Origin of the sequence: Loktanella salsilacus, assembly GCF_900114485.1 — a bacterium.
In the GTDB taxonomy this organism is placed as follows: Bacteria; Pseudomonadota; Alphaproteobacteria; order Rhodobacterales; family Rhodobacteraceae; genus Loktanella; species Loktanella salsilacus.
Genome location: NZ_FOTF01000013.1, coordinates 31,076 through 45,976, shown reverse-complemented (window position 1 = coordinate 45,976; position 14,901 = coordinate 31,076). Strand labels below are relative to the sequence as shown.

Genomic DNA, 14,901 nt, shown 5'->3' with positions numbered 1-14,901 from the left:
TCACTCAACAGCCAGCGCAAGGTCCAGCAGGCGCTGTCCATCGTCTGGCATTTCCTCGACAAACGCCGGATAGGACGTTGTTTTCGCCAGCGCGACCCAAGCGTTAAAGTCTTCCTCGGTCATCTGTGCCAACTCTACGCCCGCATTGGAAAATGCATCGGCCGCAATTTGATCGCCCAGTTTAGCCTGCTCTAGATAGAAGGCTTCGGCCTTTTTGCCGGCCTCGACCAGCGCGGTTTGCTGCTCAGCCGAGAGGCTGTCAAAGGTCGTCTTGTTCATCATCAGCGGCTGATACATGAACCACAGCGCGAAATCGCCAGCGGGGGTGTAGCAGGTCAGCTGCTCGTACAAACGGTAGCTGACAAAGCTTTCGGACGAGGTGTTCGTCGCGTCCAGCACCCCGGTTTGCAGGGCGGGATAAATCTCGGACGAGGCCATGGACGAAATCGACGCCCCGGCGCTGGCTAACATCTGCTCAAAGCTTTTGCCTGCGGCGCGGATTGTCACGCCATTGACGTCATCAGGGTTGGTGATGCAGTCCTTGTTCGATCCGAAACCACCCGCCAGATAGCCATGCACCAGCGTGATGACATCATCGCCTGCCATGACTTTTTCGATCTCTTCCATGAAAGGAGAGGCCGAGAGCCGCGCGCCGTGGTCGTGGTTTTTTACCAGACCGGGCATCAGCGTAAGGTTATAAGCAGGCTGCTGGCCGCCAGCGTAGGACAGCGGCAGGATCGTCATATCCAGCTGGCCCCGCGACAACGGCGTATACTGCTCGCGCGCCTTGAACAGGGTCTGGTTCGGAAAGATCTGGATTTCCAGATCAACACCGGCCGCAGCAACATCGTCAGCGACCATCTGCGCGACTTGGTGGCGCACATCGCCGTCGGCCCACTGATGGCTAAGCTTAAGGGTCTCTGCGAACGCCGCAGAGCTGATGGCGGTGGTCGCAAGCGCAGCGACGGCGCCCATAAGAGCGTATTTCATTGGTTTTCCTCCCCAATATATCACGGATCGCCGGGGTCCCCTCCAAGACTGGACCGGCGCGTGACGTAAGGGTAACAGCTAATCCATGAACGGCAAGAACTATTGTATACAAGAAGCGGTTTCTTGTATTTATAGTGAGATCAGGAAAAAGAGAGTTAACTTGAGCAGTGATACATCCAACCTGCGTGACGCGATCGAAGACCGCATTCTGACCGGTGCCTTGCGGCCCGGCGCGCGGCTGGACGAAGTTACCTTGGCGCAGGATTTTGGCGTGTCGCGCACGCCGATCCGCCAAGCGCTATTTCAGCTTGCGGCGACAGGCCTTGTCGAACAGTTTCCGCGCCGCGGTGCCTTTGTCGTCGATCCGGGCCCCGTCCGCCTGAGAGAGATGTTCGAGGTGATGGCAGAGCTAGAGGCGCTTTGCGCCCGCAATGCTGCCCGCCGCGCCACTGCGTCTGATGCGGAAACGCTGCAAGCGTGCCACGATCATTGCGTCGCGGCAGCCGAGTCCGGAGATAGCGATACCTATTACTATGCCAATGAGGCCTTTCACGAGGCCATCCGTGTCATTGGCGGCAATGATTTCCTGCACTTGGAAATCAATCGCACGCAAAAACGCCTGCAGGCCTATCGCCGCTTGCAGTTGCGCGCCCGCGCCCGCGTCGGCACATCGTTGCAAGAACACGCGCGCATTCTAGAGGCAATTATTGCCGGAAACGCCGCCGAAGCTGCCGACGCGATGCGGACCCATGTGGCAATCCAAAACGATCAATACACGGACCTGATCGCCACCCTGCAACGCCAGAAGGCCGACAGCACCTTGTGATATCCGACCGGAAGGGCAGGGGGAGTATTTGCGGTATCCATGACAAAGGCTCCTTGTCCGACTGCCGCCCGTCACGCCTGACGCGGCGCATGTTGCGGTGCGGTCTGCCGCACAAAGCGCGGCTGACTAAGGGCATCACCGCGGTCGTTGATGCGCTTAGGCGCGGCGGAGGTTCTTTACTTTTCAGGCCGGTTAAATTCGACCCGCTGAACTTGTGAGCTATGTCTGATTAAGACGTGCCGGACGACATCTGGGCGGGCACATGAGGACTTAATCTGGCGCATTGATCGCCGCAAAACCCCTGACTCACGCGAATGTTGGGAAACCAAACAGCAAATGAGGTCACAAGATCACACTGAAAAAATCTGAAGCCAGCCTTTTGGGGCGTGAAAACTGTATTCAGGTGCGGGGCGCGCGTGTTCACAATCTGAAGGATGTCGATATCGACGTGCCGCGCAACGCGCTGGTCGTCTTTACCGGCATTTCGGGGTCTGGCAAATCCTCGCTGGCGTTTGGCACATTGTTCGCAGAATCCCAGCGACGGTTTCTGGATTCCGTGTCGCCCTATGCGCGGCGGTTGATTGATCAGGTGGGGGAGCCAGACGTCGACAGCATCGAGGGGCTTCCGCCTGCCGTCGCTTTGCAGCAGCAAAGGGGTGCGCCGTCGGCCCGGTCCTCTGTGGGCAGCGTCACGACGATCTCTAACGGGTTGCGCATGCTATATTCCCGCGCGGGTGAATACCCCAAGGGGCAGGGGATCCTATACGCGGATGCGTTTTCGCCCAACACGCCAGACGGGGCCTGCCCGCGCTGTCACGGCATCGGGCGGGTGTTTGACGTGACCGAGGATTTGCTGGTCCCGGATAAGGCCAAGACGATCCGCGAGGGTGCCATTGCCGGGTGGCCGCCCGCGTGGGGCGGGCAGAACCTGCGCGATATCCTGATTTCGCTGGGGTACGACATTGATACGCCGTGGCAGGACCTGCCGCAGGCAACGCGCGATTGGATTTTGTTCACGGATGACGCGCCCGAAGTCCCCGTTTATGCGCGGATGACCCCGCAGGAGACGCGCCGCGCGCGCGCAGAAAACCGGTCGCCGACCTATATGGGGACATTCACCAGCGCCCGCAATTATGTGCTGCAATCCTTCACGACAACGCAAAGCGCCCGGACGAAAAAACGCGTTTCCCAGTTCATGGACATTTCCGTCTGTCCGGAATGCGACGGCAAGAAGTTAAAGCGCGAGTCGCTTTCGGTCACCTTTGAGGGGCTTGATATTGGTCAGATTTCGCGGCTGACGCTGAACGATCTGGCGACGCTGCTGCAAAATGCTGCGGACCGGGAGCCGGTGGCCAATGACATGAATCCCGAAAAGGGCATCGTGGCGCAGCGCATTACCCTTGACATCATGGCCCGCGTGGCCGCGCTGACGCGCCTTGGCCTTGGCTATCTGTCGCTTGAACGCAATACCGTTAGCCTGTCGCCGGGGGAATTGCAGCGGTTGCGGCTGGCCACACAGATCCGGTCGCAGCTGTTCGGCGTGGTCTATGTGCTCGACGAGCCGTCAGCGGGGCTGCACCCCGCTGATACGCAGGCGCTTCTGGGTGCTTTGGACGAACTAAAAGGTGCAGGGAATTCCCTGTTCGTGGTCGAGCATGACGTCAGTGTCATAAAGCACGCGGATTGGATCGTGGACATTGGGCCCGGCGCAGGCACCCACGGCGGCAGCGTTGTCTATACTGGCCCGGTGGATGGATTGCGCGCGATTGATGCGTCTGCGACCGCGCGGCATCTGTTCGCGGATGCGCGTGCAGAGGGCCGCACACCTAGAGAGCCGCAAAGCTGGCTGCGGCTGGCAGGTGTGACACGCAATAACCTGAATGACCTTGATATCGACCTGCCATTGGGCGTGCTGACCACGGTGACGGGCGTTTCGGGGTCCGGCAAATCCAGCCTTGTCAGTCAGGCGCTGGTCGAATTTGTCGGTGACGCTTTGGGTCAAAAGCCCGCAGTCGAGGCGTCAGAGAATGAGCCGGAACTGCTGGAGCAGGAAATGGACACCCCAACGGGCGGGCATATCGTCGATGGTATGCAGCATATCCAGCGACTGGTTGTCGTGGACCAAAAACCCATCGGCCGCACGCCGCGGTCTAACCTGGCGACCTATACCGGGCTGTTTGATCATGTACGCAAACTGTTCGCGGCAACAGATAAGGCACGGGCGCGGCGTTATGATGCCGGGCGATTTTCCTTTAACGTGGCCAAGGGCCGTTGCCCGAACTGCGAAGGTGCTGGTTTCGTCAGTGTTGAACTGCTTTTCCTGCCTAGCGTTTACGCGCCTTGCCCGGTGTGCCGTGGGCAGCGCTACAACGATGAAACCCTTGAAATTCGTTATCGCGATAAGACGATCGCAGAGGTTCTTGATCTGACGGTCGAGGGGGCGCACGACTTCTTTGCCGACGCGCCGGCGATCGCGCGCGCAATTTCGGCCCTGCGTGAAGTCGGTCTTGGCTATCTGCGGCTTGGCCAGCCTGCGACAGAACTGTCCGGCGGCGAGGCGCAGCGGATCAAACTGGCAACAGAACTGCAGCGCGCGCAGCGCAGCGATACGCTATATGTTCTGGACGAACCGACGACGGGGCTGCATCCGGCGGACGTGACCTTGTTGCTGGCGCAGCTGGACCGTCTGGTCGCGGCAGGAAACTCCGTCATCATGGTCGAACACAACATGCTGGTCGCGCGGCAGAGCGATTGGATCGTTGATATCGGCCCCGGTGCAGGGGGCGAGGGTGGCAAGGTCGTGGCCGAAGGTCCGCCCGCGCAGGTGGCGCAATCAAGCACGAGCAAGACCGCGCCGTTCCTTTTTCCGGCGGCACATGTGTGATGACATAAGCTAAATTGCCCGGCGGCTAGTCGGCGGCGCGGTCCTGTAGCCAGATTGCCAAGAACGCCTCGTTCTGGGCGGCTGTTTCTAACTGATTGCGCCGCTGCTTTCGTTGCTCAGCGCGGCTGGTGCTAATCATTTCAAGTCGTTTCGCGTCGGCAAACAGACCGTTCAGCTGTTGATGCACCCCCGCGCTGCTTTCTCGTAGGCGCGCCGCTTCAGCCTCTTTGCGGTGGATGGTTTCAGACACGTTGCGAATAAAGGCTGAATGCACGCGGGCGCTTTCAATCGCATCAGGGTCGCCGCGTTCATTGATGTGGTTCAAAAGGTCCTGCCGCTCTGCCTCGATCACGCCAAGCGCGCGGTTCACCTCTGCCATCTGTTGGGCGACGGCCTCGATCTCGTGACGCTTGAGCCGGGACAGGACAGCCAAGCCATCGGTCCGGCGTTTCGTCATTGCGACTTTTCCGGGACGTACATGATCAGACGCTCGCGCATGGCGGCTAGAATTGCGGGGTCAAGGATTGCGATCCCCTCTGGCGGGGGCACGTATCCGGCGACGCCGTGGCGCAGCATGGATGTGGGCAGGGTGGGGCCAGTTGGTTCCGTTGCCGCTGCTTTATCAGCAGTGCCGTGATCATCGGCCGGAGCGGGTTCGGCCGCATAGACCGGACCCACGAAAGCCCACAGGCCAAATAGCGCGGCTAGGGCGGTTCGGATCATGCTGCAGGTAGCTCGCGCTGCGATGCTTCGACGCTTGAGAAGTTGGGCTGTTTGATCGTCGGGATATTGCCGCGGCCCAGTTCAATGCAGACGCCGGGGGGGTGGCCAGAGACGATTGCGACAATGATGTCACGGATGACCGTATAGATTGCACCGTCCTCTTCTTCGATCTGCTCTAACCGGCCTGCAATCGGCTGCACCATGCAGTAGGCCAAGAATACACCAAGGAATGTTCCGACAAGCGCGCCGCCGATCATGGCACCCAAAATCTCTGGTGGTTTGTCGATAGAGGACATCGTCTTGATCACACCCAAAACGGCAGCAACGATGCCAATGGCGGGCAGGCCGTCGGCCATGCTTTGAATGGCGCGGGCGGACACTAGTTTTTCGTGGTGGTGGCGTTTGATCTTGCGGTTGATGACGTCTTCCATTTGGTAGCGGTCATCGAATTGCATCGACATAATCCGAAAGCTGTCGCTGATCAGGTCGGTGATAAAGTGGTCCTTCATCAGCTTTGGATACCGTTGAAAGATCGCACTATCTTCTGGATTTTCAATGTGTTCGTCCATCGCAACGATGCCCTTGCTTTTATACAAGCGGGCCAGTTCGTACATCAGGTTCAGCAGGTCGTTGTAGTCGCCGGCCTTCCAGCGCGGGCCCTTCATGACACGGACGACACCGCCAGCCGATGACTTTACGACGGAGAAAGAGTTGGCGATCACGAAGGCCCCAAGGGACGCGCCGCCGATCATCATGCCCTCGTAGGGGAGGGCGTGAAGTACGATATCCATGTTGCCGCCCGACAGCATAAAGCCGCCAAAAACCAACCCGAAGACCATGACAAGACCGATTAAGAGTGTCATTGATCCATCCACCTTTCGTTCAAACTATTCTTACTTTATCCTTGAGTGATGGAGCGCAAACAAGTATTAAATAGAAAAAGGCATGGATTTCTCTAATGCATAGTGACTTATCAGTTGACGGTCTGGACCGGGGCGCACAAGAACTGCTGCCAGAGCCGGACGCCTTCGTCTATTTCGTCGACCCAGAGGAGCTGGCGCTTTTGTCGCCGGGCTGGCCTGTTGAGGTGCGTTTGCTGCTTTGCATGGATGCGGCGGGCCTTTGCGAGTTTGTCGTGTTCCATGATGATGAAGAGTCAGCAATTTTTGCGCGCGTTTCCGAAATTCTGGATCGCCCCGTTGGTGCCTTTGCCGTCAGCCCGCAGGTCGAAGGTCATCCCGCGCGCCGCTTGCTGTTTTCAGAAGAGAACGCGCTGCTGAAGTCGATTCAGGACAGCGGCAGCCTGCGCGAGACGGCAGACGACTATCTGATCAATTACAACTTCGCCCGCGAAGAAAATCTGGACTTTGACAAGCTGATGCGCGCCAAGCGCGTTGACGACGGTAGCCTGTCGATGCGGGTTCGGACGGACAAGATCTTTGCTTTTGGCTTTAAAAACACGCCAAAGAAGCGCGCACCGCAGGCGGGTCCGCCGGTTGGATATGTGTCCAGCGAAGAGGTTGCTGTCGAAGAAAGCTTTTATGTCAGTCTAGAGATGTGGCTGGTCGGTGGGCGTATCCGGATTGCGGACAAGCCTGACTTTCCCGTGCCTACCGTGCCGACATTGGTGCGCGAAATTGCGCTGCGGGATGATTTTTCATCGATCTACATTCCGCGCAGCATTCTGCCAGCGCGGTGGCATCCGAAGGATAAGATGGTCATCGATATCCCGATAGAGCTGTTCCCAGCTGGATTTTCGGACAACTGCGGGCGCCGCAAGGTGCAGGTCGCCGTCATGCCGCGCGGTGTGTTCGTAGAGTTCGGCGCGCTTGTGCCGGTAGAAGCCGACGCCAAGTCGGACGAGCCGGAAGATGATTTTGCGATCTTGCCGCGCCAGACCGGGTTTCGCGCAAAGCTAAAGAAAAACTTCCACATCCCGCTGATCGCGGTCGCGGGGATGGTCATTACCAGCTTCTTTAGCATGGTTTTCACGCAGGCCGTCGCGTCCGAAACCGCCGCCCGGGATGCTGCGCGGCCCTTGGATCAAGGGGTGGTCGCACACGCACGGCCATGACGATCTCGCGGCGGAAATGAACACAGGTTAGGCGAAAAGATGCTTGGCAATGCTTGTTGTGTTTCAAAGATAACCCGAATCGTGCTACTGAAACCAAGCGGAGATAGATCTATCTTTGCGCTTTATTCGGCGGAGCATCCGCCTCCGGTCTATATGGCACTTGCAGAAGGCAAGATTAATTTTTCGAGGACGTCGCCTTTATGTCAAATTATTCTATGAAAAACGTTTTGAACGAAGACGCGATCGCAACAATCGTCGCCGGCTTTGCAAGCCGGTCTGATGTTTCGATTGACGATATTATCACACTGGTCGCGCGGCTTCAGGCTGGTCCTGCAGAAGTGGCTAAAGCGCTATCAAGCAAAATGCTGGCCATTCCTGCCGTCCCGGCAGAGCAGGCCATGACGCAAGACACCATCTACTGTTTGTGCTGCGGCAAGGGCTTTAAGATGTTGAAGCGCCATATCGGTGCTGAACATGGCCTAAGCGAAGAAGAGTACCGCGTCATGTTCAACCTGAACGCTGATGTGCCGCTGGTCGCGCCAAGCTATAGCAAGCGCAAAGCCGATTACGCCAAGCAGTCTGGTCTGGGCACGTACAGCCGCGAAACGTCCGACAAAAACGCTGAGATCAACTGATCAGTCTGACTACAGCGCATGTGAGGACACGGTTTTGACCAACAAGAAGAACGCGATAATCGTCATTAAGCGCTATGACGAAGAAGGTGGTCATGCGCATCACGGCGGCGGCTGGAAGGTCGCCTATGCCGACTTCATGACTGCCATGATGGCGTTCTTCTTGTTGCTTTGGATCCTTGCTGCCTCGGACGAGGAAAAGCTGCGGGGGCTGGCAAATTACTTCACGCCAACCCTGTCTGACAATGGGACGTCTTCGGATGCGGCGTCTGATTTGCGCCCGCTTGCGGCACCGGGCATCCTGACCGGGGCGCAAGACGTGACTGGATCGGTAAAGGTGCCTAGCTTTGGGCGCGATAACCCCATGATGGTGTTTGACAGCCGTCTGCGCGACAACCCACCAGAGTTTGTGGTCGAATATCTGGACAGTGAAGAGCCTTCTAATCCCGAAGATGCTGCCGCCGAGAAGGCAGCAGACCTGCGCCGCCTTGAAATCGACCAGATGGCCGACGAAATCGCAGAGCGGATCAATTCTGACGCAGCGCTGAGTGATCTTGCGCGCAATGTGCGCCTTGAAAAATCGAACGGCGCGCTGACTGTACAGGTTCTGGATCAGGACGAACGATCGCTGTTTGCTAGCGGCAGTGCAGAGGTTAGCGCAAAGACCCGTGAGTTGCTGCTGGCTATCGGCGACGTGATCGCCGCCCAATCCCAGCCGGTCGAGATTGTGGGGCACACGGATGCCGCAACTTATGGTAGCGACAATGGTTACACAAACTGGGAACTGTCGGCGGACCGCGCCAATGCGACGCGTCGCACCTTGATTGCAGCTGGTATCGCCCCGGCGCGGTTCATGCGCATCTCTGGTGTTGCGGATACGCAGCCCATCGATACGGCGGATCTTTTTGCGCCAGAAAACCGCCGCATCTCGATCCGGCTTGTTTTCCAAGCGGACTGAAGGCGGCATTCGCTGCACGATTTTATTAAAATTTGGTTAAAAACTAACTTGGTTTTAGTTAAAACTGCCGCATTTCTGACTTTTTTCTGCATCTTTTTTGCACGGTTGTTGACGTGGTTGTGTATGCAATCTAAAGATTAGTTAATAAACGAGTGCCAAGCATAAAAAAAATAATAGCTTGGGTTTAACAAGGACAGAATGTCCAAAACGAGGCAGTAAATGCAGGAAAAAACGCTTATCCATGGCATCTGGAAGGGTGCGTGCTGCGCAGACCGTGCAGATGACAGTAACAAGTTAAAGTTGTTGATCCAGGCGCTCGTACCGGTTCAAACCTCTATTTTTCAAGTTCAGGGTTGGTCCGCCGATCCGTCGGTCATGCCCGACGACATTGAATGCATTCCGGGTATCAGTCTTGGTGATGTCCTTGCAGAAGAGCTGGACGCTCACGTTCCTTATGGCTCGCTTGTCATTGTTCGGAATGAAAACGCATTTGCCAATATTTCCCATGCCGCCGGCACCATCGTTGGCGAAGTTCTTCTGCATGTCATTGGCCGCGGGATGTTCCCGCTCGTCGATGAAGACAGTGTGCTTTATGCGCTTGGGCTGGCCTATTACAAGGCGGCGCAATCGGATGCCATGGCGCAACTGGGTCTTGAGCCCGCAGCATTCCGCGCTGGCCTAAGCGCGGTTCTGGCGCAGTATTGGGCGCAGCCCGCCGACGCCGATTGCCTGTTCTTGGATACGCCGCCAGCAATCCTGTCGGTGCACCGCCTAGAGCATGACGGCGTGAATGCGGTGGCCCCATCTTTGGCCGCACTGATGAATTTCGATTCAAAGCTGATGCTGAACCAATGGACGCTGCGCCTGAAATCGCTGGTCTGTGATGGGCTCGCCTATGTCTCAATGTCTGCAGTGCGCGGCAATGTCGGCATTTCCTGACAAATACGCGGCCGTGCCGAGCCTCTTGCCGGCAGGCGCACAATGATTTCCTTCGCCATGCCGGCTGCGACCCCGCAGTTGGCGGCGAGCGGGGCACCTGCATCCCAGTCCGGGAAAACGTCGGAATTTGCAGCACTATTGCAAAGGCCAGCAGAGCCGCAACTTGCCCAAACATCACCCGGTCTGGCAGAAGCCGGACTGGGTGATGAAGCCCAAGGCGGCGAGGTGGCGTTGAGCGATTTCGACGTGACGACTGCCGATGGGCTGACGGGGCTTCTTGATCATACCATCGCAGCGCTTCAATCGAGCGGTGACGATGTAAAACCCAAGGACGTTTTGGCCGCATTTGCCGCCGCACTTGGTGAAAAGCCAGTTGCCAGCTTGGAAGACATGGATGCGGTATCGCAAATCGCGGACCCCGCGCTTGTGACGGCATTGCAGGACCGCATTGCGCAGGCCTTTCCGATTGCAACAACCATCAGCCAGCTGAGTATCGCGTCTGCCGGGGTGCCTTTGGTTGCAAGAGAGGTTGCGGTTGAGCCTGCTGCTGCAAAGCGAGCGGGTATTGCCGCGCTTGCGATATCGCAGGGGGCAGCAAGTCTGGACGCTGCAGCGGTCGCTGAAACCCAGCTTGCCGGCATGGATCGACCTTTGACTGACAAAGCAGCTGTGCGGACGGAAAACTTTACGCCTGATATGACCGTCGGCGTGGCAAAGGCTGTTGCGGTTAATGTATCGGGGCCCGTTCAAGACGGGTTGCTGCGCGATATATCTGCCGCTGTGCCGGGGCAGGTACCGCTGCCGCAGGACATGCAGCGCGTCGCGCCGACCCCGATGGCCGCGCCGCATCACGCGCCGTCGCCCGATGATCAGTTGCGGCAACATGTTGGCCAACAGATCCGCACCGCCGATTTAGGCGATTCAAAGTTTCGCTTTTCCCTGTCGCCCTACGGCATGGGCGACATCGAGATCGAGGTCATCCGGACCGAAACAGGGCGCATGCAAATCGCCATGACGGCGGAAACCGCATCGGTGCTGCACGTTTTGCGGCATGATAAAGACCAGCTTCTTGATGCTTTGCAATCGCGCGGCATTGCGATGGAAAACACTGATCTGGATTTCCAGACATTCGACGATCGCGGCCGTCAGAACCAACAGCAACCTGAGTCGCCTTTGCTGACCAATTTCGCACCTGAACAAGAAGCGGACGCAAGTCCGGTCCCCGCGGCGCGGGTGACTGGCGGCTCTGGCTTGCTTGATATTCTCACCTGAAAGGTAAGACGATGATCAACGCGACCCTTGCAAGCGGCCTAACCGGAACGACGACACAGTCGGCGTCTCAAGTATCCTCAACCGAACTGCAGGAAAGCTACAACAGCTTTCTGACACTTTTGACCGCGCAAATATCAAATCAGGACCCTTTAGAGCCTGTCGATTCCACGCAATTTGTGTCGCAACTGGCGCAGCTAACGCAGGTCGAGCAAAGCATTTCGACGAACGCAAACTTGGAATCGATCAGCAGCATGCTGGCGACGATGGGCGCGATGTCGGACATGCAGATGATTGGTCGCAATGTGTTGGTGCCGTCTAGCCAGGTCACGATGACTGATACTGAATTCCCGCTTAGCTATCAGGTTGAGCCGGGTGCGACCGACGTCAAGATCCGCATCTATTCGCAAGAGGGCAGTTTGGTCAGAGAGTTGACCGGATCATCCGTGGCAGATGGTGAATTGATCGATGTGGCATGGGATCGGCGCGACGCTGTCGGTCTACCGACGCCGCCGGGCAATTTCCGGATCGAGATTGCAGCGACTGACGTGAACGGTGATCCGATTGCGGCCACCAGTCTGACAACAGCCGGGGTAGAGCGCGTGAACTTTACCGCGCGCGGGCCAGAGTTGCAGTTGAGCAATGGCGAGACTGTTCTGTCTCAGGTCGTGCGTTCGGTCCTGTAAGGCGACGCGTTACAGCCGCGCAACGTCTTGTTTATAAAGCGAGACGAAAAGCACTTCGTCGATGCCGTCGTAGTTTTTGCGCAGCAGGCCAAGGATCATGTCCGACAAGGCATCGCTATCGATTGCGACGCTACGCAAGACCGCAGTTTCAGCCGCGACATTCATTGCTGTCAGTAGCGCGTCACGGATGCGCGTCGCTTCTTCGACGCGAGCATAGCGGTCGGCCGTTTCGATATCCGTCAGCTTGAGTGCGAAATCCGCGACGACATAGGACACGCTATGCAGCTTTTCGACGGGAATCGTCATTTGTCCCAGTCGAATGACGGTGCGATCTTCTGCCAGCGTATAAGGGTTCAGGGGGTCTTGTTCGCTGCTGGCGTGGGTGTCTGCTGATGCATCGGCACTAGCGTCATGCGCGGTAGGTGTATCGCCATGCGTGTCATCGACTTCAGCGTCAAGCTGTTGATCTTGCACAACGTCTTCCTGCACAGATGCAGCGGGGGGCGTGGTTGGAATAAGCGCGAGACCCGCAGCATAGCCTGCCCCTAAACACGTCAGGGGGAGGGCCACGACCGCGATTGCAATCTTTTTCACAATCGACCTTTCCTAAGAAGACATCGATTGGATTACGCAGCAATTGCGGCAGCCGTGGCCTGACATTGTGTCCTTATTGCGATTAGTAAGGCAGGATCACATCCATGGCGTCTTCGCCGTAGCTGCGTTCTTGGGTGCGCGACAGGCTGCCGCGTCCGCCGTAGGCGATGCGCGCCTCGGCGATTTTTTCGTAGGAAATTGTATTGTCGTTCAAGATGTCGGCGGGGCGGACGATGCCGGCCATGCGCAGTTCACGCAGCTCGTCATTCACCTTGATTTCTTGACGCCCGGCGACGACCAGCGTGCCGTTTGGCAGCTTTTCGATGACCAGTGCCGCGACCTTCAGGTCGATTTCTTCGTTGCGGTTGATCGCGCCCGATCCGCTGGCCTGCATCTGAGAGCTGACGTCGACAATGTCGCCGGTTGGCAGGTCGCTGCGGCTGATACCCGGCAGGATAGAGGCGATTTTGGCCCCGTAGCCAAAGAAGGTCGGGAAGCCGACAGAGCCGCTGCCGTCGCGCTGGCGATCGGACGAATTGCGCAGACGTGCGCTGTCGCTGATTTTGATCAGGACCGTGACAATATCGCCGACATCATCGGCGCGCTGATCGGCGAACAGCGGCTCTTGGCGAGCTGAAAACAGGGATGCTTTTGCGCTGCCGGTGCGAGGCGGTTCCGCCATGATGGCAGGCATGGGCACCTGAATGCGGGCGACTTCGGGGATCGTGACACTGTCGACAACCAGCTCTGACGTTTTTGGGTCGCGGTCGAACTGTTCGGCGCGGTTGCAGGCGGTCAGGGTAAGCGCGGACACAGCAGCGAACACGGCAGCGCGGTAGGGCAGGGATGTCATCGAAGGATCTCCACGGTGCCGTCGCCGGTGGCGATGGCAGTGACCGTTTTATTGCTAACAAGGTTTACGATGCGGACCTCTTGCCCGCGATGTGCATCGCCCAGGGCGCGTCCGGGGGACGACAGGGACAAAAGCCCGTCGCTGAACACGATATCGACGCGGTCGCCCCGCGCGATGATCAAAGGCTGAATGATGGATTGCGCCTGAATAGGCCGGCCCGGCGACAGCATCCGGCGGACCTGTTTGCCGATCACGTCGTCGGTCGTGGTGACGATATAGCCGCCGACCTGGCCCATCGGCAGGTTCGCCGATACCAAATCGTCTTCGCTGATAATCTCATCCGGCAGGATGCGGCGATTTGGGACGGGTACGGGGATTGATACGACGGCAAGGCCGCTAAGGCGTTGTATGGTGCCGTTGCTGAGCACGGCGTTGACCAGAAATTTGCCCGTCGGCACGTCCATCCAGAACTCTGCCAGCGTGACGACATCGGCCTGCGGCTGTTCTGCCAGAATGATATCGAATTCCGAGCCGTCTGGCAGATCGGCGGCATAATCCGCGCGGGCGCGCTCTTCGATCAGCACGTCGACGGGGGCGGCCAGCGCGGGGTGCGCCAACGCCAGAAGCGTCAGCCATATGATCGCCAGAACCCGCATTATCGGATCTGGTTCGCCGAGGTCATCATCTGGTCAGCGGTCTCGATGGATTTCGAGTTCATCTCGTAGGCGCGCTGCGCCGAGATGAGGTCGGTAATCTGCTGGATGACGTTAACGTTTGACGCCTCAAGGTAGCCTTGCCGCACCAGTCCTGCACCGGGATCGCCGGGGTTCACAGTCTGCGCTTCGCCAGAGGCATCGGTGGCCAGCAGAAGGTTATTCCCAACCGGGCGCATGCCGGGTTCGTTGATAAAGGTCGCGATGCTAAGCTGGCCCAGCTCTACGGGGACGGGATCGTTTTCGACATAGGCCATCACAAGGCCCTGTTCGCTGATTTCGACCGCCGTGGTGTTTTCGGGGACCACGAGGCCGGGATCGACCTGATAGCCTTGCATCGTCACAATCTCGCCTTCGGCGGACAGCTGGAACGACCCGTCGCGGGTATAGGCTTGGCTGCCATCGGGCATGATGACGGAAAAATAGCCGCGCCCATCAAGGGCGACGTTCAGCGAGTTTTCAGTCGCCAGCATGCCGCCTTGCGTGTTCAGGCGGACAGTCCCGACGGTTTGCACGCCAAGGCCGATGTCGATGCCAACGGGGCGGGCGGTGCCTGATTCCGACGTCAGGGCCCCTTCGCGTTGCATGGATTGATAGATCAGGTCCTGAAATGCCGCGCGGCTGGATTTAAAGCCTGTCGTGTTTGCGTTGGCGATATTGTTGGAAATGACGTCCACGTTGGTCTGCTGCGCCATCATACCGGTCGCGGCGATGCTGAGTGCCTTCATCGTGTCAGTCCTTTCATGTCAGGGGTTAAGCC

Annotated in this window: 16 protein-coding genes; 8 read left to right on the top strand and 8 right to left on the bottom strand. The window is 58.1% G+C overall.

Annotated features, from left to right (window positions below; translation table 11 throughout):
- Complete coding sequence (gene dctP / locus BM131_RS12655) at positions 1-990, bottom strand: TRAP transporter substrate-binding protein DctP (protein WP_090190019.1); 990 nt, start codon at positions 988-990, stop codon at positions 1-3.
- Between the two features lie 160 nt (positions 991-1,150).
- On the opposite strand from dctP, the gene BM131_RS12650 reads away from it, so the two are divergent.
- A complete protein-coding gene (locus tag BM131_RS12650; protein WP_245754236.1) occupies positions 1,151-1,816 on the top strand; it encodes a GntR family transcriptional regulator in 666 nt (221 codons plus the stop codon).
- Between the two features lie 379 nt (positions 1,817-2,195).
- Positions 2,196-4,700 (top strand): excinuclease ABC subunit UvrA, encoded by a 2,505-nt coding sequence (uvrA, locus tag BM131_RS12645; protein ID WP_245754235.1) that lies wholly within the window; start codon positions 2,196-2,198, stop codon positions 4,698-4,700.
- A 25-nt stretch (positions 4,701-4,725) separates the two neighbouring features.
- On the opposite strand, the gene BM131_RS12640 is transcribed toward uvrA, so the two are convergent.
- From BM131_RS12640 to motA, 3 genes are read right to left on the bottom strand one after another with little or no spacing between them, the layout of a single operon-like run.
- Entirely contained in the window at positions 4,726-5,157 is a 432-nt protein-coding gene (locus BM131_RS12640; protein WP_090190017.1) for a hypothetical protein, read from the bottom strand.
- The gene (locus BM131_RS12635) at positions 5,154-5,423 is read right to left on the bottom strand and encodes a hypothetical protein (RefSeq protein ID WP_090190016.1); all 270 of its coding nucleotides are present in this window, start codon (positions 5,421-5,423) and stop codon (positions 5,154-5,156) included. The genes BM131_RS12640 and BM131_RS12635 overlap by 4 nt, the downstream gene beginning before the upstream one ends.
- Positions 5,420-6,286 carry a flagellar motor stator protein MotA gene (motA, locus tag BM131_RS12630; RefSeq protein WP_090190015.1) on the bottom strand — a complete coding sequence of 289 codons (867 nt, stop codon included), beginning with the start codon at positions 6,284-6,286 and terminating at the stop codon, positions 5,420-5,422. The genes BM131_RS12635 and motA overlap by 4 nt, the downstream gene beginning before the upstream one ends.
- Positions 6,287-6,381: 95 nt before the next feature.
- On the opposite strand from motA, the gene BM131_RS12625 reads away from it, so the two are divergent.
- From BM131_RS12625 to BM131_RS12600, 6 genes are all read left to right on the top strand, one after another.
- Entirely contained in the window at positions 6,382-7,497 is a 1,116-nt protein-coding gene (locus tag BM131_RS12625) for a hypothetical protein (protein WP_090190014.1), read from the top strand.
- Positions 7,498-7,697: 200 nt separating this feature from the next.
- A complete protein-coding gene (locus BM131_RS12620; protein ID WP_090190012.1) occupies positions 7,698-8,132 on the top strand; it encodes a Ros/MucR family transcriptional regulator in 435 nt (144 codons plus the stop codon).
- Positions 8,133-8,166: 34 nt separating this feature from the next.
- Positions 8,167-9,087 carry a flagellar motor protein MotB gene (locus tag BM131_RS12615; RefSeq protein WP_245754234.1) on the top strand — a complete coding sequence of 307 codons (921 nt, stop codon included), beginning with the start codon at positions 8,167-8,169 and terminating at the stop codon, positions 9,085-9,087.
- A 303-nt stretch (positions 9,088-9,390) separates the two neighbouring features.
- Positions 9,391-10,026, top strand: coding sequence for a hypothetical protein (locus tag BM131_RS12610; RefSeq protein ID WP_139222625.1), 636 nt, complete (start codon positions 9,391-9,393; stop codon positions 10,024-10,026).
- 42 nt (positions 10,027-10,068) lie between these two features.
- A complete protein-coding gene (locus BM131_RS12605) occupies positions 10,069-11,298 on the top strand; it encodes a flagellar hook-length control protein FliK (protein WP_090190007.1) in 1,230 nt (409 codons plus the stop codon).
- Positions 11,299-11,309: 11 nt separating this feature from the next.
- Positions 11,310-11,981, top strand: a complete 672-nt coding sequence (locus BM131_RS12600) for a flagellar hook assembly protein FlgD (RefSeq protein WP_090190005.1) — start codon at positions 11,310-11,312, stop codon at positions 11,979-11,981.
- Between the two features lie 9 nt (positions 11,982-11,990).
- On the opposite strand, the gene BM131_RS12595 is transcribed toward BM131_RS12600, so the two are convergent.
- The 4 genes from BM131_RS12595 to flgG form a co-directional block, all read right to left on the bottom strand.
- Positions 11,991-12,575 (bottom strand): hypothetical protein, encoded by a 585-nt coding sequence (locus tag BM131_RS12595; RefSeq protein ID WP_090190003.1) that lies wholly within the window; start codon positions 12,573-12,575, stop codon positions 11,991-11,993.
- 82 nt (positions 12,576-12,657) lie between these two features.
- Entirely contained in the window at positions 12,658-13,428 is a 771-nt protein-coding gene (locus BM131_RS12590) for a flagellar basal body L-ring protein FlgH (RefSeq protein ID WP_090190001.1), read from the bottom strand.
- On the bottom strand, positions 13,425-14,084 hold the full coding sequence (flgA, locus tag BM131_RS12585; protein WP_090189999.1) for a flagellar basal body P-ring formation chaperone FlgA: 660 nt from the start codon (positions 14,082-14,084) through the stop codon (positions 13,425-13,427). The genes BM131_RS12590 and flgA overlap by 4 nt, the downstream gene beginning before the upstream one ends.
- Positions 14,084-14,869, bottom strand: a complete 786-nt coding sequence (flgG, locus tag BM131_RS12580) for a flagellar basal-body rod protein FlgG (RefSeq protein ID WP_090189998.1) — start codon at positions 14,867-14,869, stop codon at positions 14,084-14,086. Before flgG ends, flgA begins: the two co-directional genes overlap by 1 nt.
- Between the last annotated feature and the right edge of the window lie 32 nt (positions 14,870-14,901).

Excerpts from the sequence above, each read along its gene's own strand:
- dctP (WP_090190019.1), bottom strand. The coding sequence starts at position 990 with ATGAAATACGCTCTTATGGGCGCCGTCGCTGCGCTTGCGACCACCGCC.
- BM131_RS12640 (WP_090190017.1), bottom strand. The coding sequence starts at position 5,157 with ATGACGAAACGCCGGACCGATGGCTTGGCTGTCCTGTCCCGGCTCAAG.
- BM131_RS12635 (WP_090190016.1), bottom strand. The coding sequence starts at position 5,423 with ATGATCCGAACCGCCCTAGCCGCGCTATTTGGCCTGTGGGCTTTCGTG.
- motA (WP_090190015.1), bottom strand. The coding sequence starts at position 6,286 with ATGACACTCTTAATCGGTCTTGTCATGGTCTTCGGGTTGGTTTTTGGC.
- BM131_RS12625 (WP_090190014.1), top strand. The coding sequence starts at position 6,382 with ATGCATAGTGACTTATCAGTTGACGGTCTGGACCGGGGCGCACAAGAA.
- BM131_RS12620 (WP_090190012.1), top strand. The coding sequence starts at position 7,698 with ATGTCAAATTATTCTATGAAAAACGTTTTGAACGAAGACGCGATCGCA.
- BM131_RS12605 (WP_090190007.1), top strand. The coding sequence starts at position 10,069 with ATGATTTCCTTCGCCATGCCGGCTGCGACCCCGCAGTTGGCGGCGAGC.
- BM131_RS12600 (WP_090190005.1), top strand. The coding sequence starts at position 11,310 with ATGATCAACGCGACCCTTGCAAGCGGCCTAACCGGAACGACGACACAG.
- BM131_RS12590 (WP_090190001.1), bottom strand. The coding sequence starts at position 13,428 with ATGACATCCCTGCCCTACCGCGCTGCCGTGTTCGCTGCTGTGTCCGCG.
- flgA (WP_090189999.1), bottom strand. The coding sequence starts at position 14,084 with ATGCGGGTTCTGGCGATCATATGGCTGACGCTTCTGGCGTTGGCGCAC.
- flgG (WP_090189998.1), bottom strand. The coding sequence starts at position 14,869 with ATGAAGGCACTCAGCATCGCCGCGACCGGTATGATGGCGCAGCAGACC.